A 24,253-nucleotide genomic window follows, 5' to 3' on the forward strand; every position below is an offset into this window, starting at 1 on the left:
AGTCAGCGGTTTAATTTTTATTTTCAGGAAATTAAACCGCTTTTCTTTTTAAAGAATATTCTGCTTTCTCTGTGCTTCTTTCCCCTTTTTCTGCCTTTTTATGCTATAATCTTGCACAATTTTTGCCTTGTTAGTAAGGCTTTCTTTTTAATAAATGAGATTAGGAAATTTCAATGAGCGAATTAGCCAAAGATATTACTCCCGTCAGTATTGAAGATGAATTAAAAACATCTTATCTCGATTATGCAATGTCTGTTATTGTTGGGCGTGCATTACCGGATGTGCGTGATGGTTTAAAACCTGTACATCGCCGAGTGCTGTTTTCTATGGATCAAAACAGCAATACATTTAACCGTCCTCACGTTAAATCGGCTCGTGTTGTGGGTGATGTTATCGGTAAATACCACCCTCACGGCGATTCAGCAGTATATGACACCATTGTACGTATGGCGCAGCCATTCTCGCTTCGTTATATGTTAGTGGACGGGCAGGGTAACTTTGGTTCGATTGATGGCGATGCACCAGCTGCAATGCGTTATACCGAAGTACGTATGCAGAAAATTACTCAGGAATTATTAACGGATTTAGATAAAGAAACCGTGGATTACTCGCCGAACTATGATGGCAAAGAGATGATCCCTGATGTACTTCCAACCAAAATCCCAGCCTTGTTAGTAAACGGTTCATCGGGAATTGCTGTTGGTATGGCAACCAATATTCCGCCTCATAACTTAAATGAAGTATTAGATGGTTGTTTGGCGTACATTGAAGATGAGCAAATTTCAATTGAAGAGTTAATGCGTCATATCCCTGGTCCAGATTTCCCTACTGGGGCGATTATCAATGGGCGTAAAGGGATTGAAGAGGCTTACCGCACAGGGCGAGGTAAAGTTTATGTTCGTGCGAAAGCAAGCGTAGAAACAACCGATAAAGGTCGTGAGCAAATCGTTGTAACTGAATTGCCTTACCAAGTTAATAAAGCAAAATTAATCGAAAAAATTGCGGAATTGGTAAAAGATAAGAAAATTGAAGGTATCAGCAAAATTGACGACTATTCGGATAAAAAAGGTATCTCGATTGTTATTGAAGTGAAACGTGATGCGGTCGCAGAAGTGGTACTTAATCATCTTTATTCACTTACCCAAATGCAGGTAACTTTTGGTATCAATATGGTGGCATTAGACAATGGTCAGCCAAAAGTATTGAACCTCAAACAAATTATTGAAGCCTTCGTGAAACACCGCCGTGAAGTGGTTACACGCCGTACGATTTTTGAATTGCGCAAAGCCCGTGAACGTGCACATATTTTAGAAGGTTTAGCGATTGCGTTAGCTAATATCGATCCTGTGATTGAGTTAATTCGTGCATCTAAAACGGCAGATGAAGCTCGTGAAGGTTTATTAGCTCGTGCATGGGAGCTCGGTAACGTAGCCCCAATGTTAGAAGCTGCTGGTGTAGATGCTTCTCGTCCGGAAGATTTACCGGCAGAATTAGGCGTACGTGATGGAAAATATTTCTTATCTGAAGCGCAAGCACGTGCGATCTTAGAATTACGTTTACACCGTCTAACCGGTTTAGAACACGAAAAAATCGTAGATGAATACAAAGCGTTATTGGTGGAAATCGGCGAATTATTACACATTTTAACCAGTCCGGAACGCTTAATGGAAGTGATCCGTGAAGAGTTAGAGCGTGTGAAAGCCGAATTTGGTGATGAGCGCCGTACAGAAATCACGGCAGCATCGGGCGACATCAATATCGAAGATTTGATTGCGCAAGAAGATGTGGTGGTAACGCTTTCTCACGCCGGATATGTGAAATATCAACCGTTATCAGACTACGAAGCACAACGCCGTGGCGGTAAAGGTAAATCGGCAACGAAGATGAAAGAAGACGATTTTATTGAGAAATTGTTAGTGGCAAATACACACGATACTATTCTTTGCTTCTCAAGCCGTGGTCGTTTATATCAATTAAAAGTATATCAATTACCACAAGCAAGCCGTGGCGCACGTGGTACGCCAATCGTGAACATTTTACCGCTTGTTAAAGAGGAAAATGAACGTATTACCGCAATTCTTCCGGTTCCAAATGGCGAGTTTAGTGCAGATAAATTCATCTTTATGGCAACTGCAAGCGGCACGGTGAAAAAAGTTTCATTAGATGCGTTTAGTAACGTGAGATCAAGCGGTCTCATTGCGTTAAAACTTCGCGAAGGCGATGAGTTGATTGGTGTGGATATTACCAACGGAGAGAGCGAAATTATGCTCTTCTCTGCACAAGGTCGAGTGGTGCGCTTTGCTGAAACTCAAGTCCGTGGTATGGGACGTGTTGCGACAGGGGTTCGTGGTATTAAACTGGCAACCACAGAAATTTCAGATGAAGTTGAAGATGTTGAAATTGAGACCGTTGAAAACGAAGATACAGAAGAAACATCAAGTGTGAATTTAACGACTGATAAAGTGGTTTCTTTAGTTATTCCACATACGCAAGGCGAAATTTTAACGGTAACACAAAACGGTTACGGTAAACGTACCGCATTAAGTGAGTACCCTGTAAAATCACGTGCAACAAAAGGGGTTGTATCGATCAAAGTGAATGAGCGTAATGGTAAAGTGGTTGCAGCTGTTCAAGTTGAAGAAAACGACCAAATTATGTTGATCACTGATGCCGGCACGTTAGTCCGCACTCGTGTAAATGAAGTGAGTTTAGTCGGACGTAACACCCAAGGCGTTCGTATTATCCGCACAGCTGATGATGAACACGTTGTGAGTTTAGAGCGCATCTGCGAAGTTGATGAAGAAGAGGACTTCGAAGAAGCCGAAGCCTAAATTATTTGTAATGGGCAAATCACATTTGCCCATTAAATTCATTTACCGTTTATAGGGGCTAATGTCATTAGCCCCAACAAAAACAAATTTCAAACGTTGTACCATTTCCACATAATCCCCCATTTTTTGCAAATTGTTTTATAAAAATAACCGCTTTCTTTTTCTTCGTTTTATTTCCGCAAACGTTTGCGTAAAATCAAAGAAATCCGTATAATCGCCTCAATTTTTTTACAATGAGGCATTTATGCAAAAATTACGTTATCCTGTTGATTCAAAACCTCCTTTTGGTTTAACCCTTCTTTTAGCCGCTCAGCACCTTTTGGCTGCGTTAGGCGGTATCATCGCGGTTCCTCTAGTTATCGGGAATGTGTTAAAACTTCCAACGCCGGATACAATTGTCTTAGTCAATGCGGCATTATTGGTTTCAGGGATTGTTACCATTATTCAATGTCGAGGCATTGGTCCGATTGGGTTACGTTTACCGAGCGTAATGGGCACAAGTTTTACGTTCGTAGCAGCGGCTCTTGCCATCGGTTTTAGTGAACACGGTGTTGCCGGTATTTTAGGGGCTTCACTTGTCGGTTCTCTTGTGATGATTATCGGCAGCTTTTTTATGCCTTATGTACGTAAATTATTCCCACCGGTGGTTACCGGCGTTGTGGTTATGATGATTGGTCTAAGTCTTATCCCTGTCGCGGTGGATTGGTTTGCCGGTGGCCAAAAAGGCGATCCGCATTATGCTGATCCGGCAAATCTTGCGATGGCGACTTTCGTGCTGATTTTAGTGGTCATTTTAGTGCAATGGGGGAAAGGGATTTTCTCGGCAGCGGCTATCGTGATTGGTATGATGGTTGGTTATGTTGTGGCGTTAGCATTAGGTTGGATTAACTTTGAAGCGGTGAAAAATGCAGATTTAGTGGCGATTCCTCAACCACTGCATTTCGGTTTAGCCTTCCCAATTTCAGGGATTATCGGCATGTCGATTGCTTATTTAGTAACTATTGTGGAATCAAGCGGTAACTTTTTAGCATTAGGTAACGCAACCCAAACAGAAATTACCGGTAAACATTTACGTGGCGGCGTACTTTGTGATGGTTTAGGTTCTGCTTTAGCGGCGATTATGTCCACGACACCCTTTTCATCTTTTGCTCAAAATATTGGGGTGATTTCTTTAACAGGTGTGGCAAGTCGCTATGTTGTTACTGTGATGGGGGTATTATTAGTGCTTGCAGGGATTTTCCCTTGGTTAGGAGCGTTAATCGTTTCTATTCCTAGCCCGGTATTGGGGGGAGCAGGCTTAATGATGTTTGCAATGATCATTGCTGCCGGTATTCAAATGTTAGATAAAGTGGAACGTTCTAAACGTAACGGCTTAATTATTGCGATTTCGATTGGTTGTGGCTTAGCGGTAACCACAAGACCAGAGTTACTTGATAAACTACCTTCATTCTTTAAAGAAGTTTTTGGCTCAGGTATTACCGTTGGTTCTATCTTAGCTTTAGTTCTGAACCTTGTTTTACCTGAAGATAAAGAATAGATTTATTGGTGTAATTGGGAAAATAGACTTGAAATTGTTTTAGTTAAACCTTATCTTACACCCCAACCGAACGCCACGAGATTTTATTGGTGGCGTTTTTACTTCGATTTACTCAAAATAAGGAAAAATTATGACTTTACAAGTAACTGATGCAACATTCGAACAAGAAGTTTTAAAATCAGATGTGCCTGTATTATTGGATTTCTGGGCACCTTGGTGTGGTCCTTGCCGTATGGTAGCGCCAATTTTAGATGAGCTTTCTGAAGAATTTGCAGGACGTGCTAAAATTGCTAAAGTGAACGTTGATGAAAACCAACAAATCCCGGCGCAATTTGGTATTCGTTCAATCCCAACATTAATTCTTTTTAAAAATGGTCAAGTGGTAGCAACTCAAGTTGGCGCATTACCAAAATCACAACTTGCTGCTTTTGTTGAGCAAGCTCTTTAATTTTGCTAAGCCTTGTATTTTATACAAGGCTTTTTTGCAAAAGAGTCCTAAAATCTATCCGCTTACATCACTTCTGAAATCTGCTAAAATAGCCCCATTTTCTTTTTAAACGTATTATTTTTATGGCATTACTAAACCTTTCAAACGCTTATTTAGGCTTTGGCGATCATCCGCTTTTAGATCATACCGAATTACATATTGAACCCAATGAACGAGTGTGTTTAGTGGGGCGTAACGGCGCAGGGAAATCCACGCTAATGAAAGTATTAGCCGGTGAAGTTCAATTAGACGATGGAAAATTAATCTTTGAAAAAGACATTGTTGTTACTCGTTTAGAACAAGATCCGCCTCGGCATATTCAAGAAACCGTGTTTGATTATGTAGCGGAAGGCATTGCAAATTTAAGTGATTTGTTAAAGCAATATCATCATATTTCGCAACAAATGCAAACAGATTATAGCGATGAATTGATGGCAAAACTTTCAGCGGTGCAAAGTCAGTTAGAGCATAACGATGGCTGGCAGTTTGAGAACCGTATTCAAGATACGTTGAAATTATTGGAGCTCGATCCGGATAAACGTTTATGTGAATTATCCGGTGGTTGGGTTCGCCGAGCAGCATTAGCTCGTGCGTTGGTGGCAGATCCTGATGTTCTCTTATTAGATGAGCCGACCAACCATTTAGATGTAGAAGCCATCACGTGGTTAGAGGATTTATTACTCAATTTTAAAGGTTCGATCATCTTTATTTCGCACGACCGTTCATTTATTCGCAAAATGGCAACTCGTATTGTGGACTTAGATCGTGGTAAATTGGTTTCTTATCCGGGAAATTACGATCTTTATTTAGAAACGAAAGCGGAAGAATTAAGAGTAGAGGCGCTACAAAATGAGCTATTCGATAAAAAACTTGCTCAAGAAGAAGTTTGGATCCGTCAAGGGATTAAAGCTCGCCGAACCCGTAACGAGGGGCGTGTACGTGCACTGAAAAAATTACGTGAAGAACGCCGAAATCGCAGAGAGGTTCAGGGAACCGCTAAAATTCAGCTCGATACCACAGCTCGTTCAGGCAAGATCGTCTTTGAAGTCGAAAATGCAAGTTATGAAATTGAAGGCAAAACCTTATTGAAAAACTTTTCTACGACTATTCAGCGAGGCGATAAAATTGCGCTCGTGGGTGCTAATGGTTGTGGAAAAACAACGTTTATCAAATTGTTACTTGGCGAACTTCAACCTACCTCAGGCTCAATTCGTTGCGGGACAAAACTAGAAGTCGCTTATTTTGACCAATACCGTGCAGAACTGGATTTAGAAAAAACGGTAATGGATAATGTGGCGGATGGTAAGCAAGATATTGAAGTAAATGGCGTTAAACGCCACGTATTAGGCTACTTGCAAGATTTCTTATTTCCGCCTAAACGTGCTATGACGCCCGTTAAAGCATTATCTGGGGGCGAACGTAACCGCTTATTATTAGCGAAATTATTGCTAAAACCGAATAACTTGTTAATTCTGGACGAACCAACCAATGATTTAGATGTGGAAACGCTAGAATTATTGGAGGAGTTACTTGCGGATTATCAGGGAACTTTGTTAATTGTTAGCCACGACCGTCAATTTATTGATAATACCGTTGAGGAATGCTATTTCTTTGAAGGAAATGGCGTACTGAATAAATATATTGGTGGTTATTTCGATGCGAAACAGCAGCAAGAAAACTACCATGCGACATTGGCAGCAACTTCGCAAAATGTGAAGAAAAATGAATCGCTTGCAAAAGAAGAAGCCGTAAAAAAAGAAGCAGTTAAAGAGAAGCCTAAAACTGATAAGAAAGTGAAGCTCTCTTATAAAGATCAACGAGAACTGGAAGAACTCCCTGCTAAAATGGAAGCGCTAGAGGCGGAGATTGAGCTTTTACAAACCGAAGTGAATAGTGCGGATTTCTTCACGAAAGACACCGCTTATACACAGGGGCAACTACAGAAATTAGCCGAAGCAGAACAGGCTCTTGAACATGCTTTTGAGCGTTGGGAAACCTTAGAAAATATTAAAGCAGGTAATGCTTAAATAAAAACACCGTTAGGAGAAAAACTAACGGTGTTTTTTATTTATTGCTGTAAGATCGCTTGTTTTGCAAGTTCTCTCGCAAGTTTATCAATATGCAGCACATCGGCAATTTCACGAATGGCAATTGGCGCAATGTTTTCTACAACGGTGCGGTTGATATGCACAATATCGGTAAAACGAATTTGCTCGTTAAGGAAGGCTTCTACGGCGATTTCGTTAGTCGCATTCATCGCCGTGGTCGCATATTGCCCTTCAGCAAAAGCATCAATCGCCAATTTTAAATTTGGATAGCGGGCAAAATCAGGTTCAATAAAGGTTAATTCTTTTAATTTAAAGAAATCCAATGGCGCAACGCCAGCATGGATACGGTTTGGGTAAGCCATTGTATGTGCGATTGGCGTACACATATCAGGATTGCCCATTTGCGCAATCACTGAACCGTCAATATAACGTACCATTGAGTGAATAATCGATTGAGGATGAATGATGATTTCCATCTCTTCAGCCGAAGCATTAAATAGCCAGCGTGCTTCAATGTACTCTAAGCCTTTATTCATCATTGTGGCAGAATCGACAGAGATTTTTCTACCCATAGACCAGTTAGGATGAGCAACAGCTTGAGCCGGAGTAATTGTTGCAAATTCTTCCAACGGTTTGGTTCGGAAAGGTCCGCCTGAACCGGTTAGAATAATTTTACTCACGCCAAGTTCTGATAAAGGGCAAAAGCCAACTTTGTGTTGCGCTTCTACCGGTAGCGATTGGAAAATCGCATTGTGTTCGCTATCAACTGGCAAAAGTTGTGCGCCTGATTTTTTAGCTTCATCAATAAAAATTTGCCCGCAGGTTACTAGAGATTCTTTATTGGCAAGTAGGACTTTTTTACCTGCTTTCACCGCTGAAAGTGTTGGTAATAAACCTGCTGCCCCGACAATTGCAGCCATTACCATATCTACTTCCGGGTGAGCAGAGAGTTCACAGATAGCTTTTTGTCCGGCAAGCACTTCGGTTTTCACATTTAATTGTGCCAGATGATTTTTTAATTCATAAGCTGCATTTTCATCATCTAAAGCCGCAAATTGAGGCTGAAATAATAAGCATTGTGCCGCCATCAATTCCACATTTTTTCCGCCAACAAGCGCAAAAACTTGGTATTGATCAGCATTTTTTTCAATAACAGAGAGGGTACTTTTTCCAATAGAACCGGTAGAACCTAAAATGACAACTTTTTTCATCGTAAACTATCCTAAATAAATCATTAATTTATTTTAGCATAAATTAAAGGGCTGTGGATTATTCCACAGCCCCTAGATCATTAGTACCAATAGCCCGTACCTAGCCTTGTGCCAATACCATAATGATGGTGTCTATGTCCCCAGCCATAACCAACACCCACAGAAGGGTAGATGGCAGCAGGTGCTCGCTGATAAACCACCTTAGGTTTATGATCGCTTTGGTTAAGCGGTTCATTATTAGATGGATTGTTTTTATCAACGGTATTTCCACTTGTAATACGTTGCTGATATTCTTGAACGGCTTTCATATCTAATGGAACCGTGCTTTGTTGTTGCGGTGTAGAACAAGCAACGACTAAAAAAGGTGCTAAACAGAGAATAAATTTTTTCATCATATTTCCTTATGGTAAAAAAGTGTCTAAATTAGACCGCTTGTTTTTAAGAATTATCCCTTTTATTTAAAATAATTTCTTTAGGATATAAAAAAGGACGCCCGAAAGCGTCCTATTTATCTATTCTTTAAAATTAAAGAGCAGATTTTGCTTTAGCAACTAATGCTGCGAAAGCCACTTTGTCAAATACTGCGATATCAGCAAGGATCTTACGATCGATTTCAACAGACGCTTTTTTCAAGCCATTGATGAATTTGCTGTATGATAAACCGTTTTGACGAGCTGCCGCGTTGATACGAGCAATCCATAATTGACGGAATTGACGTTTACGCTGACGACGGTCACGGTAAGCATATTGTGCAGCTTTAACTACTGCTTGGAAAGCAACGCGATACACGCGTGAACGTGCACCATAATAACCTTTAGCAGCCTTAAGAACTTTCTTATGGCGTGCTCTTGCAATAACACCACGTTTTACACGAGCCATTATTAAATCTCCTACTATTTAAGCGTAAATTAACGCTTTTACATTTATTAAACTAAAAATTAACTAATCGTACGTTATGCTTAATTTACGCTTATGCGTATGGTAAGCATGCTACTACTAAAACTTGGTCTGCTTTCGCTACCATCGATTTGTGACGTAAGTGACGTTTACGTTTAGTTGTTTTCTTAGTCAAAATGTGACGTAAGTGAGATTGTTTACGTTTGAAACCGCCAGAAGCTGTTTTTTTGAAACGCTTCGCAGCACCACGTACTGTTTTAATTTTAGGCATTGTTAAAATAACTCCGCATTGTTTATGTTAATAACCAGTAATTAGGCGAATATTGTTGCCAATATTACTTGGAAGCACTAATTACATCTCAAGGTAATGGACTATTTCTTTTTAGGAGCTAGAACCATTACAACTTGGCGACCTTCGAGTTTGCCTGGGGCAGACTCTACTACGGCAATTTCCGCTAAATCGTTTTTAACACGCTCTAGCACGTCCATACCAATTTCTTGGTGAGCCATTTCACGTCCACGGAAGCGAACCGTGATTTTGGCTTTGTCGCCATCTTCCAAAAAGCGAATCAGGCTGCGTAGTTTTACCTGATAGTCGCCTTCGTCTGTACCCGGACGGAATTTAATTTCCTTCACTTGTACAACTTTCTGCTTTTTCTTCTGCTCTTTTGCAGCTTTCTCTTTCTCGTAGATGAACTTACCGTAGTTCATAATACGGCAAACCGGTGGTTCAGCATTTGGGCTAATTTCAACTAAGTCTAACTCAGCTTCTTCAGCTTTTGCTAATGCTTCTTGAATTGATACGATACCAAGTTGTTCACCATCTTGATCAGTTAAGCGAACTTCTTTCACGCGGATTTCTTCATTAAGACGATGCGCGCGATTTGTCTGAACACGTTTTACAGGTTTAATAGTATTATTCCTCTAGTTAGTTTTATACGAATATTCTGCCGAGCAGATTTCCATTATTAGCTTGTCTTAAAAAAGACAAAATCGGGCGGATTCTAACGGATTTTCATTGATTATGCAATAGACAATACACAAACTGAGGCATTTAAAACAAAGAATCTGTATTTGAGTTGATGGTTCTGTCCTTTGATAAAGGATTTCTTACAAAAGCTGGGGTATAATAATGCATTATTTTTTGAGGTTTTTTATGAATTTACAATGGCAAAGATACCCCCAAAATGCCCATCGATTATTTAAATTGACGGTTCCTATTTTTATTTCTCAATTATCCGCTTCAGGTATGGGATTGGCGGATATTGTGATGGCTGGGTTAGTGAGCGATGATGATGTTTCTGCCATTGCCGTCAGTAATTCTATCTATTTCCCGTTATTTTTATTTGTTTTAGGCTTATTAAATGCCATTACGCCTACCGTTTCTTATTTAAATGGCTCAAATCAGCGTCATTTAATTGCTCATCAAATCCGTCAAGGTTTTTGGTTAGTTTTGGCATTATCCGCACCTTTAATTCTCATCTTTTTAAATAGCGATCTGATTTTAGATTATATGCAAACGCCGGCTTCATTTTCACTGAAGTCACAACAGTATTTAGCGATTATGTCGCTTGGTGTAATCCCTGCATTATTAGCCATCAATCTACGCTGTATGAATGATGGTTTATCAAATCCGACGCCAGCAATGCGTATTACATTTTTCGGGTTATTGCTTAACATTCCTCTTAACTATATTTTTATTTTCGGGAAGTTAGGCATGCCGGAAATGGGCTCGGTAGGATGCGGGGTAGCAACGGTAATTGTCAATTGGGTTATGTTCTTATTGATGTTTCATTATAGTTATACCAATAAATCGCAACGAGATATCGGTTTATTTAACCAATGGTTTGAAAAACCAAGCGGTCAAACTTTATTGAAAATTTGCAAATTAGGCTTACCTATCGGTTTTGCAACTTTTACGGAAGTGATGTTATTTTCGACCTCATCATTATTGCTTTCGCCATTAGGTGCTCAGGTTGTGGCAAGCCATCAAGCTGCATTACAAACGAGTTCCATCTTTTTTATGATTCCTATGTCTTTTAGTATTGCGACAACGATTGTTATTGGGCAAACACTTGGTCAAAAATTGGTTGAGGAAGCCAAAGTATTGAGTTATCACGCTTTACTTACCGGGTTTATTTTCGCCATTTTTGCAGCTATCGTGATTATTCTCTTTAATCAACTGATTCCTTTAGCCTTTACTCGTGATGCGTTATCAATTTCTATTGCAGCCCATTTACTGCTATTTGCAGCGGTTTATCAAATTCCTGATGCTTTACAGGCAGTCGCTAACGGTATATTACGAGGCTATAAACATACAAAACCGATTTTATTTGTTACCCTATTTTGCTATTGGATTGTCGGTATGCCTTTAGGTTATACCCTTGCACGAACTAATTGGCTGGTAGAACCTATGGCTGCCGCAGGTTTTTGGTTTACTTTCTGTGTTTGTTTAAGTTTAGCGAGTGGATTATTGATTTGGCAAATGGTAAAAATTCATCGTATTCCGGCAGAACAGTTGATTCGAAAATTAGAAAAAATTAAATAAGATTAAGGTAACAAAACTTTAGGTAACACAATTATGAAAACGCTCGATCCTATTACGCTTCCATTAAATTGTTCAAGTCTTATTGAAGCCTCGGCAGGTACGGGGAAAACGCATACGATTAAGAACCTATACTTACGTTTATTGCTTGGGTTAGGGCATGATAAAAGTGCTTTTCAGCCTTTAACGGTGGCTCAAATTTTAGTGGTTACCTTTACAAAAGCAGCAACGGAGGAGTTGAGAGAGCGTATTCGAGAAAATATTCAAGCGTGTTACACATTTTTTCAAGAGAGATTGTCAGGGGAAGAGACTAAATCTGATGATTTTTTTGAGCAACTGTTTGAGCAAGTAGAAAATAAAGAAGAAGCCTTGTTACGTTTGCGCATAGCCGAACGAGAGATTGATCTTGCAAGCGTGTTTACTATCCATAGCTTTTGCCAAAAAATGTTATTCCAGTTTGCTTTTGATTCAGGTGTGCGTTTTGATATTGAACTTAAAGCCGAGCAAAGTGAATTGATGCTGAAGTTAGCCCAAGAGGTTTGGCGTGAACAATTTTACCCTATGGGGTTAAAAGAAACACAAATTGTCGCTCAAGAATTAAAGGCGCCTCAAGAGGCATTAAAACAGATCAGAAGTTATTTAAATGATGCCCTTCCTGAATTAAGTCAGCAACAGCAGCTTTTTTCTCAACCAATTTCTGAGTATTTAAATGAATATCAACGCTTTTTTACAGAGTTAAAAGATTATTGGCGTGAATATCGTGCTGATATTGTGACACCAATTCAAAACGAGCTTGAAAAGAAATATAAAACAGGTGAGAAAAAAGCGCTAAGTCGTCAAAGTTATAAGAAGAATTTGGTTGAAAATTGGATTAAAGCAGTAGACCAATGGGTTGCAAGTGATTCATCATCTTTCCCAGCTAATGCTTTCGAACGCTTTTGCCAGCAAATGTTAATAGAAAAAGCAGAAGAGGGGGGAGTACCGCTCACTTCACCACATTTTGCAAAAAATCAGGCATTTTTAACCGCTTATCAAACTCAATTTGATGGCAAAATTAAACCTGTATTGCTTTACCATTTTCTGCTTTCTTTACGGGAAAAAATTGCGGAACATCAGGCGCAGCATGCGGAGCGTGGCTTTGATGATTTATTAAAAATGTTAAACCAAGCCTTAAAAGGAGAACGAGGCGAGCAGCTTGCGGCACAAATTCGAGCTCAATTTCCTTTTGCGATGATCGATGAGTTCCAAGACACAGATAAAACGCAATATGATATCTTCCGTCAGATTTTTATGTCTGAGAAGGCGGAAAATCAGGGATTTATTATGATTGGCGACCCAAAACAATCGATTTATAAATTCCGTGGAGCCGATATTTTTACTTATCTTGAAGCCGCAAATCAAGCGAAAGAAAAACGGACGTTATCGAAAAACTGGCGCTCCTTCCCCGAAGTGGTAGAGAGTGTTAATCAGTTATTTTCTTTCCCTCAACATACGGAAGCATCACCATTTTTACACCAAGATATTCACTTCCAACCCGTGAGTGCGAAGGAATTTGAATTTCAACTGATGGGCAGCGAGCACGTTGTTTGCTATTTACAAACAGAATTTGATGAGGAGCAAGCGGCAGAGCATTGTGCCACCCAAATTCAGCTTCAACTTAAAGCAATGCAAGAAAAGAACTTTGGGGTTGTGGGGCTAAATGATTCTTCAAAAGATATTTTTCAAGCGAAAGATATTGCGGTATTGGTTCGTTCACGAAATCAAGCTTCATTAGTCAAAAGCGCCTTAGCTCAAAGAGGCATCAAAGCCGTTTTTCTATCTGAAAAAAGCAGTGTTTATCAAAGTGAAGTGGCTTATGACTTAGCTGTAATTTTGAAGGCGTGTTTACATCCCTATCATCAAAAAACATTATTAAGCGCGTTAGGCTCTCATCTATGGGGACTAACAGCCTTCGAGCTTTACCAACTCAAACATGATGAAAGCGTGTGGGAAAACTATGTGGCGAATTTCGTTGTTTACCAGCAACTTTGGCAAAAACAAGGTGTGTTGGCTATGCTACATCAGCTCTTCTTGAATGAAGGTATTATTCAACGGTTGAAATCAAGAGAAAATGCCGAACGATTGGTTACTGACCTTCTCCATCTTGCCGAGCTTTTACAAAGTGGTAGCCAAGAAGTTGAAAATGAAACGGCGTTGTTACGTTGGTATGAGCGTCATTTAGAAGATGATGAAGAAAATGATGCTTATACGTTACGTTTAGAAAGCGAAGAAAATTTAGTCAAAATTGTGACCATTCATGGCTCAAAAGGGTTGCAGTATCCTGTTGTTTGGCTTCCTTTTGTGGGGAAAAATAGCTACGAAAACCGAAATGGCGGTTTAGCAACCTACCACGATGAAGAAGACCAAAAACAATGGGATTTCAATGAAAAAGATGAACGTATCCAGCGTTTGAGAAATCAAGCCGAATTTGCGGAAGATTTACGTTTACTTTATGTTGCGCTGACCCGAGCGGAATATCAGATGAATTTGATCTTACCGGCACATTTTGCCAAAGGTTGGAATGCCATGCACTATTTGCTGAGTAATGGCGAGCTGGTATTAGATAACCGAGAAGAAGCGGCTATTTCAACAGAGGATTATATTAAAGCAAAAAATATGCCTTGTAAGATTGAACATTTGCCGGAACAACCTCGCTTTGATGATTGGCGAGCTGAAGCGGATCAACAAGAGGTGCTTTCTGTTCTACCATTTGAACATCGTATCCCCCAAAGAGAGGGGCAAATAACCAGTTTTACGGCATTGTATAGCTATCATGAATGGAAGAGACAATCAAAAGATCACAATGAGGTCGGTTCGCTATTAACGGATTTAGCTCAAGATTATGATCAATCTGTTTCAGGACTTACTCAAAATGATGAGTTGGAACAATTGGATACGGCATTAAATGCTTACCATTTTCCGCATGGGACGAAGATTGGGAATACGTTGCATCAATTTTTTGAGCATTATGATTTCCAACAAGCGGTTGAAAAAACAGAAATTATTGCATTATGCGAGAAATTAGCCCTTGATGAAGTTTGGGTTGAGCCTATTTGCCAATGGTTTGAAAAGGTTAGAACAACACCATTTGGCGAAGATTTGGTTTCTTTAAGCGAGATTACTCAAGAAAGCCGTCTCAATGAATGGCAATTCTTCTTGCGTTTAAATAATGAAGATTGGGTTAGCGAACTCAACCATTTATTGAAAGAACATAGTGAGTTGGCAAAACATTTACCGCCACTAAAACTGCCTGATTTAGAAGGATTTGTTAGAGGTTTTATTGACTGTATTGCAAAAGTTAAGGGTAAATTTTATGTCATCGACTATAAATCAAACTTTTTAGGCTATTTACCACAAGATTATTCGACTGAAAATCTAGCAAAAACAATGGGACAATATCGCTACGATTTGCAATATTTACTTTATACCCTAGCGGTTCATCGTTACTTAAAAGGGCGTTTAGGCGAGCAATATGATTATCAAAGAGACTTTGGGGGCGTCGCTTACCTCTTCTTACGAGGAATGAATGGTTCTCCACAAAGTGGCGTTTATTTTGATAAACCGAGTTTAGCGCTTATTGAGGGATTAGATCGGTTATTTAACTGAAAGAGGTAAATAATCGTTATCTTTGAAATTTCTTTGAGTTTTATCAATTTATGATGGTTTAATGTATTTACGAGTCATTTTCATTTAGATAGAATTTGATATCAATTCTTATTTGAAATAGAGAGGTATCAAATGTCTATGATTTCACTTTCTTCATTAGAAAAAAATGTATCGGCTCAAATTCATGACATTATTGCGAGTGATATTTTTGGCGAAATTGATCATGTAGTAAGCCGCCGTTTAGCGGATCTCGGGTTCTCAAAAGGCATGCCGTTAAAAGTGATTGCTAAAGGTCCCTTTGGTAAAGGACCTTATGCGGTACGATTAGGAAATAAATCACAATTTGTGCTACGTGGGCCTGAGGCAGATAAAATTTTATGTCAAATTGTAGGGGAGTAGTATGAGTTGTTATATTTCTCTCTTGGGGGCGCCTAACTGTGGTAAAACGGCACTCTTTAATAGTCTTACCGGCTCTAATGCTAAAGTGGCTAACTATGTTGGCGTAACAGTTGATAAATTAGAAGGTACTTTTATTGATGATGCGAATATTCGTATTATTGATTTACCGGGGACTTATAGCTTACGAACCACAAGCCTAGACGAAGCCGTTGCTCGTGATATGGTTTTAGGTAAAATCGGTAAACGCCCTGATGCATTGATTGCTGTAGCGGATGCGACCAATTTGCGTATGACATTGCGTATGGTGCTTGAAATTAAAACATTAGGTTTGCCTATTGTTGTCGCACTAAATTTAAGTGATATTGCTCGCTCTCGTGGTTTAATCATTGATACTCAAAAATTAAGTACCTTGCTTGATGTGCCTGTTATTGAAACGGTGGCAATCAAAAAAGAAGGAACACAAGCCTTACGCGAAGCGATCAAAGACTTACCTCATCAAAAATCGGCACCGTTAGATACAGAATCAGCAGAAAAAATGCTAGAGCAGCTCGATAGCCAGTTATTGTATCAACAAGTAGAACAGATCCTTTCTCAATCCGTTACCCGTGAATTAGAACTTCCTCAATGGCACCAACGTTTAGATAACATTGTAATGCACCCTGTTATAGGGATAGGGTTATTGCTCATCATTTTATTGCTTGTTTTCCAAGCGGTTTATTCATGGGCGGAACCTGTCATGACGTTAATCGAAGATAGCTTTGCATGGCTAGGAGAATGGGTAACCGCAACTTTACCGGAAGGGTTATTGGTTGATTTATTGGTAAATGGTGTGATTGCCGGGGTAGGTGGTGTGCTTGTCTTTTTACCGCAGATTACCATTTTATTTGCCTTTATTTTACTTTTAGAGGATTCCGGCTACTTACCTCGAGCTGCTTTTTTATTGGATAATTTACTCGCCAAAAGTGGATTGTCAGGGCGTGCATTTATCCCATTGCTATCAAGTTTTGCTTGTGCGGTGCCAGCCGTAATGTCGGCAAGAACGATTCAAGACCCGAGAGAACGCTTAGTTACCATTGCGATAGCGCCAATGTTAACCTGTTCGGCTCGACTCCCTGTGTATGCACTGATTATCGGCGCTATCATCCCTGATCAAACGGTATGGGGAATGTTTAATTTGCAAGGGTTAGTACTATTCTCACTTTATTTCATTGGGATTTTATCGGCTGGAATTGTTGCTTATATCACAAAACGTTTTGCCTTACGAAAAGGAAATATTCAGCAATTTCCTCTTTTAATGGAACTCCCAACATACCGTATGCCAAATATTCGTCATATCTGTTTAACATTGTGGGATAGAGTAAGTGCATTCTTAAAACGTGCAGGAACGGTTATTTTTGCTCTAAGCGTTATTTTATGGTTCTTAGTCACATTCCCCGCAGCACCGGAAGGAGCAACTGCGCCAGCCATTGATTACAGTTTTGCTGGAATGTTAGGGCACTTGATCCAACCTATTTTTGCACCTTTAGGTTTCACTTGGCAAATGTGTATTGCAATGATTCCGGGTGTGGCCGCCCGAGAAGTGGTTGTTGCGGCACTTGGCACGGTGTATGCCATGAGTGGTTCAGAAGATCAAATTGTCGATGCATTGATTCCAGTGGTAACTAATGATTGGGGGCTTCCAACTGCACTCGCTTTCATCACATGGTATATTTATGCACCAATGTGTATGGCAACACTTGCGGTAATTAAGCGTGAAACGAAATCAACCAAACAAACCGCATTGATTACTGCTTATCTTTTTGCATTGGCATACTTGTTTGCCTTTGTGGTTTATCATATTGCATTGAGGGTTATCTAATGGTTCAGAATATTATAGTCGGTGCGATCGTTATCGCATGTCTTGGTTATCTCGTTTGGAAATTTGGTTTAAATCGAAAACGTAATCTTTGCAGTGGCTGCGATAAATGCTGTGGCAAAAAAGACCAAGGTGGTTGCCACTAACTGCTTAAGTACAAGCGGTAGAATATTGATAGATTTTTGCAAATGGCAAAAGTTTATTAAAATTCTACCGCTTATTTTTTTACTTTTTATGTTATAACAGACTTTATTGTTTGAAATGATAGCTATATCGAAAAGGAGAACATAATGAAACTGGGAATTGTGGGGACTGGCATGATTGTGCAAGATTTAATGCACATTCGTTCGCTTCTTCCTATCGAAAAATGGGGGATTTATGGACGAAATCAGGAAAAAACGTTGGAACTGGCGCAAAAATATCAAATTTCTGATTGTTTTTTTGATTATACGGAGATGTTGAAATCCGATTTAGATACTTTATACATTGCCCTGCCTAATCATCTACATTTTAGCTTTGCGAAACAAGCGCTTGAAGCAGGTAAACACGTTATTTTAGAAAAGCCGATAACATCAAACTATCACGAATTTCAGCAATTAAGGGCGTTAGCTAAGGCCCAAAATAAAATTTTAATAGAAGCGGTTACGGTGCATTATTTACCTGCTTATCTCAAAATTAAACAGCAACTTTCAGCATTAGGTAAAATTAAAATTGTGAGTTTAAATTATAGCCAATATTCTTCCCGATATGACCGCTTTAAGGCGGGGGAAATTCTCCCCGCTTTTGACCCTGAGAAATCAGGTGGGGCATTGATGGATTTAAATGTCTATAACTTGCACTTTGCGCTTGGGTTATTTGGTAAACCACAGTCTTGTTTTTATGCCGCAAATATTGAACGCAACATTGATACCAGTGGCATTATGTTGTTAGATTATCCAACATTTAAGGTGGTTTGTATTGGGGCTAAAGATTGTAATGCGCCAGTGATGTTATCTATTCAAGGCGATCAAGGCTGTATTACCGTTCCAATGCCAGCAAATGCAATGAATTACTTTGAGTTTGTGGATAATAACGGTCAAAAGCAACCTTTTCAATTTGAGCAACAGCATAGAATGTTCTATGAATTTCAGCAATTTATCCAGATGATTGACTGCCAAAACAGGGCGCTTTCTGAACAAATGCTTGATATAAGCGAATCTGTTTGCCAGTTAATGGAGCAAGCGAGAAAACAGCAGGGAATTATATTTGGGTGTGAGAAAAGAGAGAGCGTTGAATGGTAATAAAGGGGCAAATATAATTGCCCCTAAGAATTATAAATCAAAAGACTGCATCACATTCACATGTAAACGCACATCAACATTACCACGTGTTGCGTTGGAATATGGGCAAACTTCGTGGGCTTTTTCAATCAGTTTTTTAGCTTCTTCTACGCTTAAACCTGCCACGGTAATGGTAATGTCTAAATCAAGGCTGAATGCACCATCTGCTTTTTGACCAATGCCTACGCCGACCGTTGTGCTTGATGAAGTCGGTTTTAAGCCTAAACTTGGTGCAACGTGGTTCATTGCGCTATCAAAACAAGCGGCATAGCCCATGGCGAAAAGCTGTTCAGGATTGGTGCCGATTTTGCCACTTTCATTTTGGAATGATACTAAATCAAAACCGATGGAACCGTCATCCACTTGTGTTCTGCCGTCACGACCGCCTGTTGCAGTTGCTGATGTGTGATAAAAAATTTTCATTCTGTTTTCCTTCTATTGTTTGTTTCGATGGCATTAGTATATTGATTTGGGCTATTTTGCGGTATATCATTCATCCAAAATTATTGCCTATTTCTCTAAATTATCATGTTATCAGAACAGCAATTCGAACGTTTATTAAAGCTCATTCCCTATAACCAAACCTATTATTCGCCAGTCCAAGGCTTGGTTATTCATCATTCTGATCGCCCTTTTTCCTATGAAAATCTTATTCAAGAACCGAGCATTTGTATTGTGGTAAAAGGAGAGCGTGAAGTGCTATTAGGCGAACAATACTATTTGTTTGATGAACGGCATTTTATGTTTTGCCCAGTGAATGTTCCCATGTGTGGAGAGATTAAGCAAGCGACAGCAGAAAAACCTTTTGTCGTGCTATCAATGAAAATTGATTTGCAGGAGGTAAACAAAATTTTGTTAGAACAAACCGCACTTTTTGCAGAAAAATCAGAAAATTCCACCGCTTTTACCCAATGGGATTTAAGTCCTGAATTACGTGATGCTTTTGCACGGTTATTGCTTTTGCACGAAAATCCAAAAGATATTGAATTTCTTGCACCGCTTATTCAGCAGGAGATTTATTATCGATTACTTAAAGGGGAGCAAGGTGAGAAGTTAAAACAGATGGTCAGTTTTGGTTCAAACACCCAGAAAATCGCTAAAGCAACGGCGTATTTGCAGGCGCATTTTCGAGAAACTATACAGGTAGAAATGTTGGCAGAATACTGTGGTATGTCATTGTCTGGCTTCCATGCTCACTTTAAAAAATTGACAACCTTATCGCCTTTGCAATATCAAAAAACACTAAGATTGTTAGAAGCTAAGCGGTTAATTTCTCAAGAAAATTTGCCAATTTCAACCGCGGCATTTCAAGTGGGCTATGAAAGTCCAAGTCAATTTAGCCGAGAATATAAGCGGTATTTTGGGATAAGTCCGAAGGAGAGTTTGGGAAGAGATAAAAAAATCGTTGCTAATAGAAATTAGCAACGATTTGTTATGTCTATTGAATAACCGCTTTAGTGCGTGTTTTTTTGACTTTAACCGTAGATGGTTTTGCTAGGATTTCCAAACCTTCCGGTGGGTTTTCTAGCGCAATAGCCAATACTTCATCAATAGTTTCCACGGCGTGAATACTCAATGCGGCTTTTGCATTTTCAGGAATTTCCTCTAAGTCTTTTTCATTTTCTTTCGGGATAATTACCGTTGTAATGCCACCACGATGAGCCGCGAGCAATTTCTCTTTCAAACCACCGATAGGAAGCACTTTTCCACGCAAGCTGATCTCGCCTGTCATGGCCACTTCTTTACGCACAGGGTTACCGGTAAGGCTTGAAATTAATGCGGTACACATTGCAATACCTGCACTCGGGCCATCTTTAGGGGTTGCACCATCTGGCACGTGAACATGAATATCACGTTTTTCGTGGAAGTCTTCTGCGATTCCCAATTTATCAGCTCTTGCTCGAACAACCATCATCGCCGCTTGGATAGATTCTTTCATCACATCGCCTAGTGAGCCTGTATAAGAGAATTTACCTTTACCCGGCACAGAAGCGGTTTCAATTGTGAGTAAATCGCCACCAACTTCCGTCCAAGCCAAGCCTGTTACTTCGCCGATACGGTTTTGGTTATCCATTTTGCCGTAGTCAAAACGTTTTACACCTAAGTAATCGGTAATGTTATCTTCTGTTACGGTAATAGATTTTAGTTTTTTATCTAAAACTAAGGCTTTAACGGCTTTACGGCAAATTTTGGCAATTTCTCGCTCAAGATTACGAACACCGGCTTCACGTGTGTAGTAACGAATAATGCTCATAATAGCACTTTCATCAATAGTAAGTTCGCCTGCTTTTAAGCCATTATTTTCTTGCTGTTTCGCAATTAAATGTTCTTTCGCAATATGCAATTTCTCATCTTCGGTATAACCTGAAAGACGGATGACTTCCATACGATCCAATAATGCCGGTGGAATATTCATTGAGTTAGAGGTTGCCACGAACATCACGTCCGATAAATCGTAATCCACTTCTAAATAATGGTCGTTAAATGCCTTGTTTTGTTCCGGATCTAGCACTTCCAATAGGGCAGAAGCTGGGTCGCCACGCATATCTTGTGCCATCTTATCGATTTCATCGAGTAAGAATAATGGGTTTTTTACGCCCACTTTTGCCATTTTCATCATCAATGAGCCCGGCATTGAGCCGATATAAGTACGGCGATGACCACGAATTTCAGCTTCGTCACGTACGCCACCTAATGCCATACGCACGTATTTACGTCCGGTCGCATTGGCAATCGATTGACCTAAAGAGGTTTTACCGACACCCGGTGGCCCAACTAAACAAAGAATCGGACCTTTAAGTTTATTTAAACGGCTTTGAACGGCGAGATATTCCACAATACGTTCTTTCACACGTTCTAAACCATAGTGATCTTTATCTAAAATCGCTTGCGCTTTGCTTAAATCTTTTTTCACCGCAGATTTTTTATGCCACGGCATTTGTAAAATCCAGTCGATATAACCACGAATTACCGCAGCTTCAGATGAGCTTTGTGGCATCGCTTTCAATTTTTTGAATTCAGCTTCTGTTTTGGCTAAGACTTCTTCCGGCAGTTTTGCTTCTTCAATTTTTGCTTTAAGTTTATCTAAATCACTTTGTTCTTGATCTTCGCCGTTGCCTAACTCTTTTTGGATCGCTTTGATTTGCTCATTTAAGTAGTAATCGCGCTGATTTTTTTCCATTTGTTGTTTAACACGAGCACGAATACGAGAATCCATTTCCATGGAGTCTAACTCGGTTGCCATTGCAACCAGCAATAATTCAAAACGTTTAGTCAGACTTGGTTCAGCCAATAGCGCTTGTTTTTTCGCAACCGGCGTTAATAAATTCGCCGAAATGGTATCGACCAAGCGGTCAAATTCGCTAATTTTTTGCAATTTAGCGAGAATTTCCGCAGGAATTTTTTTGTTATTTTTAAGGTAAGTTTCAAATTCCGTTAATGTAGTTTTTGCTAGCGCTGCTAATTCTTCATCGCTATTCTTTTCTTGTGTGTCGATAACACTGATTTCAGCCCATAAACCTGTTTCATCATCGTGTCCTTTTTCAATTTTTGCACGAGTTTGACCTTCTACTAACACTTTTACCGTGCCATCAGGTAGGTTGAGCATCTGAATAATATTTGCCGTTACACCAATATCGTAAATATCATCAAGCGTTGGGTCTTCTTTTTGCGGATCTTTTTGTGTGGTTAAAAATAACTGTTTGTTGCTATCCATCGCTGCGCGTAATGCAAGAATAGATTTTTCACGCCCAACGAATAATGGCATAACCATATGTGGAAACACCACGACATCTCGTAACGGAAGCAATGGTAATTCAATTGTTTTCTTTTTTCTTGGTGCCATAAATTTGCTCTCTTAAATTATCTTTATTTATAGTCTATCCATTATGGGGGCTAAAAATGGAAATACAAGGGGGAATTTATGACTTTATGCAATAAGCGAAATTGATAGGAAATACCTTGACATTCTTATAGAATCCGAGCAAAATCATCTTCAATTTTAGATTATCTTCAGGGCAGGGTGAAATTCCCGATCGGCGGTAAAGTCCGCGAGCGAAACGAAAACGGTTTGGCAGGAACTGGTGCAATTCCAGTACCGACAGTATAGTCTGGATGGAAGAAGAGTCATAGAAATACCGCTTATCCAAGCGGTCATTTTCCTATTCTTTTTTGCAAGCCTTGAGTCTTTGGATTCAAGGTTTTTTTGCTATTAAGGCTTTGCCTTTTCTTTCTCCTGCCTGAAATTTACCTATTTTACGTTGCTATTTTTACGTTGTTATGACTGATTTTGACTATATGGCACGAGCCATAGCGTTAGCTGAAAAAGCTCGAGGTTGGACAAATCCCAATCCTTTAGTGGGGTGTGTCATTGTAAAAAATGATGAAATCCTTGCAGAAGGCTATCACGAACGTATTGGCGGCTGGCACGCTGAGCGTAATGCGATTTTGAATTCAAGCGCCGATCTGCGTGGTGCAACGGCGTATGTGACGTTAGAGCCTTGTTGCCATTACGGTCGAACACCGCCGTGTTCAGATTTATTGATTGAGCGTGGGATTTCAAAAGTTTTTATTGGCTCACGTGATCCTAATCCTCTCGTGTCGGGAAAAGGCGTAAAGCAGTTACAAGCTGCCGGTATAGAGGTAGTAACCGATTTTATGCGAGAGGAATGTGATCGACTAAACCCGATTTTTTTCCACTATATTCAAACGAAACGCCCTTATGTGTTATTGAAATATGCGATGACAGCAGACGGCAAAATTGCAACAAGTACTGGCGAATCAAAATGGATTACCGGCGAATTGGCTCGAGCCAAAGTGCAAGAAACACGTCATCAATATAGTGCAATTATGGTCGGCGTTGAAACAGTATTGGCAGATAACCCGATGTTAAATAGCCGTATGCCAAATGCCAAACAACCGGTACGCATTGTTTGTGATAGCTCGCTTCGAACGCCTCTAGATTGTCAGTTGGTTCAGACGGCAAAAGAATATCGCACGATAATTGCAACCGTTTCAGATGATTTGCAAAAAATCGCACAATTTCAACCGCTTGGTGTAGAAGTTTTAGTTTGTAAAGCGAAAGACAAGCGGGTGGATTTACAGGATCTTTTGCAAAAACTGGGCGAAATGCAAATTGATAGTCTGTTATTAGAAGGCGGCTCAAGTTTGAATTTTAGTGCGTTGCAAGCAGGCGTGGTAAATCGTGTTCATTGTTATATTGCCCCGAAATTAGTCGGCGGAGCCACGGCGAAAACACCGATTGGTGGCGAAGGGATTGGTGTGTTATCACAAGCTGTAAAATTACAGCTTCAATCAACGGAATTGATTGGCGAAGATATTTTAATTGATTATACAGTTGAAACTCTCCCCCTTGATGGGGGAGAGACAGCTTGATGAAGCGTTGAGCGAATCAAGCAGAGAGAGGGTGAAATTTCCCCTCTCCCTGAAAAATTGTTGAACACAATTTTTCTGTCCCTCT

General features: G+C 39.8%; 19 protein-coding genes and 1 riboswitch. Of the genes, 12 read left to right on the top strand and 7 right to left on the bottom strand.

The features are described from left to right. Positions 1-173: 173 nt before the first annotated feature. The 4 genes from gyrA to DDU33_RS06945 all read left to right on the top strand — a co-directional run bounded on the left by gyrA (position 174) and on the right by DDU33_RS06945 (position 6,882). Positions 174-2,831, top strand: coding sequence for a DNA topoisomerase (ATP-hydrolyzing) subunit A (gyrA, locus tag DDU33_RS06930; RefSeq protein ID WP_108924006.1), 2,658 nt, complete (start codon positions 174-176; stop codon positions 2,829-2,831). 244 nt (positions 2,832-3,075) lie between these two features. Then, positions 3,076-4,368 carry a nucleobase:cation symporter-2 family protein gene (locus DDU33_RS06935; RefSeq protein ID WP_108924008.1) on the top strand — a complete coding sequence of 431 codons (1,293 nt, stop codon included), beginning with the start codon at positions 3,076-3,078 and terminating at the stop codon, positions 4,366-4,368. 130 nt (positions 4,369-4,498) lie between these two features. After that, on the top strand, positions 4,499-4,816 hold the full coding sequence (trxA, locus tag DDU33_RS06940; RefSeq protein WP_005820842.1) for a thioredoxin: 318 nt from the start codon (positions 4,499-4,501) through the stop codon (positions 4,814-4,816). Positions 4,817-4,938: 122 nt separating this feature from the next. Next, positions 4,939-6,882, top strand: a complete 1,944-nt coding sequence (locus DDU33_RS06945; RefSeq protein WP_108924010.1) for an ABC transporter ATP-binding protein — start codon at positions 4,939-4,941, stop codon at positions 6,880-6,882. 41 nt (positions 6,883-6,923) lie between these two features. Here the strand turns inward: DDU33_RS06945 and ispC are convergent, their stop codons facing one another. The 5 genes from ispC to infC form a co-directional block, all read right to left on the bottom strand. Continuing rightward, positions 6,924-8,114: a 1-deoxy-D-xylulose-5-phosphate reductoisomerase gene (gene ispC, locus DDU33_RS06950; protein ID WP_108924012.1), complete on the bottom strand. Its 1,191-nt coding sequence runs from the start codon at positions 8,112-8,114 to the stop codon at positions 6,924-6,926. An 80-nt stretch (positions 8,115-8,194) separates the two neighbouring features. Beyond that, entirely contained in the window at positions 8,195-8,506 is a 312-nt protein-coding gene (locus tag DDU33_RS06955) for a hypothetical protein (RefSeq protein ID WP_108924014.1), read from the bottom strand. Between the two features lie 133 nt (positions 8,507-8,639). Next, positions 8,640-8,993 (bottom strand): 50S ribosomal protein L20, encoded by a 354-nt coding sequence (gene rplT / locus DDU33_RS06960; RefSeq protein WP_005714486.1) that lies wholly within the window; start codon positions 8,991-8,993, stop codon positions 8,640-8,642. A gap of 91 nt (positions 8,994-9,084) precedes the next feature. Then, on the bottom strand, positions 9,085-9,282 hold the full coding sequence (rpmI, locus tag DDU33_RS06965; protein ID WP_005596065.1) for a 50S ribosomal protein L35: 198 nt from the start codon (positions 9,280-9,282) through the stop codon (positions 9,085-9,087). 101 nt (positions 9,283-9,383) lie between these two features. Next, a complete protein-coding gene (infC, locus tag DDU33_RS06970; protein ID WP_081451206.1) occupies positions 9,384-9,923 on the bottom strand; it encodes a translation initiation factor IF-3 in 540 nt (179 codons plus the stop codon). A 244-nt stretch (positions 9,924-10,167) separates the two neighbouring features. Here infC and DDU33_RS06975 point away from each other — a divergent pair, with 244 nt between their 5' ends. The 6 genes from DDU33_RS06975 to DDU33_RS07000 all read left to right on the top strand — a co-directional run bounded on the left by DDU33_RS06975 (position 10,168) and on the right by DDU33_RS07000 (position 18,735). Further along, on the top strand, positions 10,168-11,559 hold the full coding sequence (locus DDU33_RS06975; RefSeq protein ID WP_108924016.1) for an MATE family efflux transporter: 1,392 nt from the start codon (positions 10,168-10,170) through the stop codon (positions 11,557-11,559). A gap of 33 nt (positions 11,560-11,592) precedes the next feature. Then, positions 11,593-15,201 carry an exodeoxyribonuclease V subunit beta gene (recB, locus tag DDU33_RS06980; RefSeq protein ID WP_108924018.1) on the top strand — a complete coding sequence of 1,203 codons (3,609 nt, stop codon included), beginning with the start codon at positions 11,593-11,595 and terminating at the stop codon, positions 15,199-15,201. A gap of 132 nt (positions 15,202-15,333) precedes the next feature. Next, complete coding sequence (locus DDU33_RS06985) at positions 15,334-15,600, top strand: FeoA family protein (RefSeq protein WP_039896088.1); 267 nt, start codon at positions 15,334-15,336, stop codon at positions 15,598-15,600. A 1-nt stretch (position 15,601) separates the two neighbouring features. Beyond that, positions 15,602-17,458 carry a ferrous iron transporter B gene (feoB, locus tag DDU33_RS06990; RefSeq protein ID WP_108924020.1) on the top strand — a complete coding sequence of 619 codons (1,857 nt, stop codon included), beginning with the start codon at positions 15,602-15,604 and terminating at the stop codon, positions 17,456-17,458. After that, the gene (locus tag DDU33_RS06995; protein ID WP_005820859.1) at positions 17,458-17,601 is read left to right on the top strand and encodes a FeoB-associated Cys-rich membrane protein; all 144 of its coding nucleotides are present in this window, start codon (positions 17,458-17,460) and stop codon (positions 17,599-17,601) included. Before feoB ends, DDU33_RS06995 begins: the two co-directional genes overlap by 1 nt. A gap of 144 nt (positions 17,602-17,745) precedes the next feature. Next, the gene (locus tag DDU33_RS07000) at positions 17,746-18,735 is read left to right on the top strand and encodes a Gfo/Idh/MocA family protein (RefSeq protein ID WP_108924022.1); all 990 of its coding nucleotides are present in this window, start codon (positions 17,746-17,748) and stop codon (positions 18,733-18,735) included. Positions 18,736-18,765: 30 nt separating this feature from the next. On the opposite strand, the gene DDU33_RS07005 is transcribed toward DDU33_RS07000, so the two are convergent. Then, positions 18,766-19,197: an organic hydroperoxide resistance protein gene (locus tag DDU33_RS07005; RefSeq protein ID WP_108924024.1), complete on the bottom strand. Its 432-nt coding sequence runs from the start codon at positions 19,195-19,197 to the stop codon at positions 18,766-18,768. A gap of 105 nt (positions 19,198-19,302) precedes the next feature. On the opposite strand from DDU33_RS07005, the gene DDU33_RS07010 reads away from it, so the two are divergent. Then, on the top strand, positions 19,303-20,196 hold the full coding sequence (locus DDU33_RS07010) for an AraC family transcriptional regulator (RefSeq protein ID WP_108924026.1): 894 nt from the start codon (positions 19,303-19,305) through the stop codon (positions 20,194-20,196). A gap of 16 nt (positions 20,197-20,212) precedes the next feature. Here DDU33_RS07010 and lon read toward each other — a convergent pair whose 3' ends face one another. After that, a complete protein-coding gene (gene lon / locus DDU33_RS07015; RefSeq protein WP_108924028.1) occupies positions 20,213-22,618 on the bottom strand; it encodes an endopeptidase La in 2,406 nt (801 codons plus the stop codon). Positions 22,619-22,777: 159 nt separating this feature from the next. Beyond that, a riboswitch (FMN riboswitch) is annotated at positions 22,778-22,903 on the top strand. Positions 22,904-23,052: 149 nt separating this feature from the next. Here lon and ribD point away from each other — a divergent pair. After that, positions 23,053-24,168 (top strand): bifunctional diaminohydroxyphosphoribosylaminopyrimidine deaminase/5-amino-6-(5-phosphoribosylamino)uracil reductase RibD, encoded by a 1,116-nt coding sequence (gene ribD, locus DDU33_RS07020; RefSeq protein WP_108924030.1) that lies wholly within the window; start codon positions 23,053-23,055, stop codon positions 24,166-24,168. Positions 24,169-24,253 lie beyond the last annotated feature (85 nt).

This window comes from Actinobacillus porcitonsillarum, assembly GCF_003101015.1.
Taxonomy (GTDB): Bacteria; Pseudomonadota; Gammaproteobacteria; order Enterobacterales; family Pasteurellaceae; genus Haemophilus_A; species Haemophilus_A porcitonsillarum.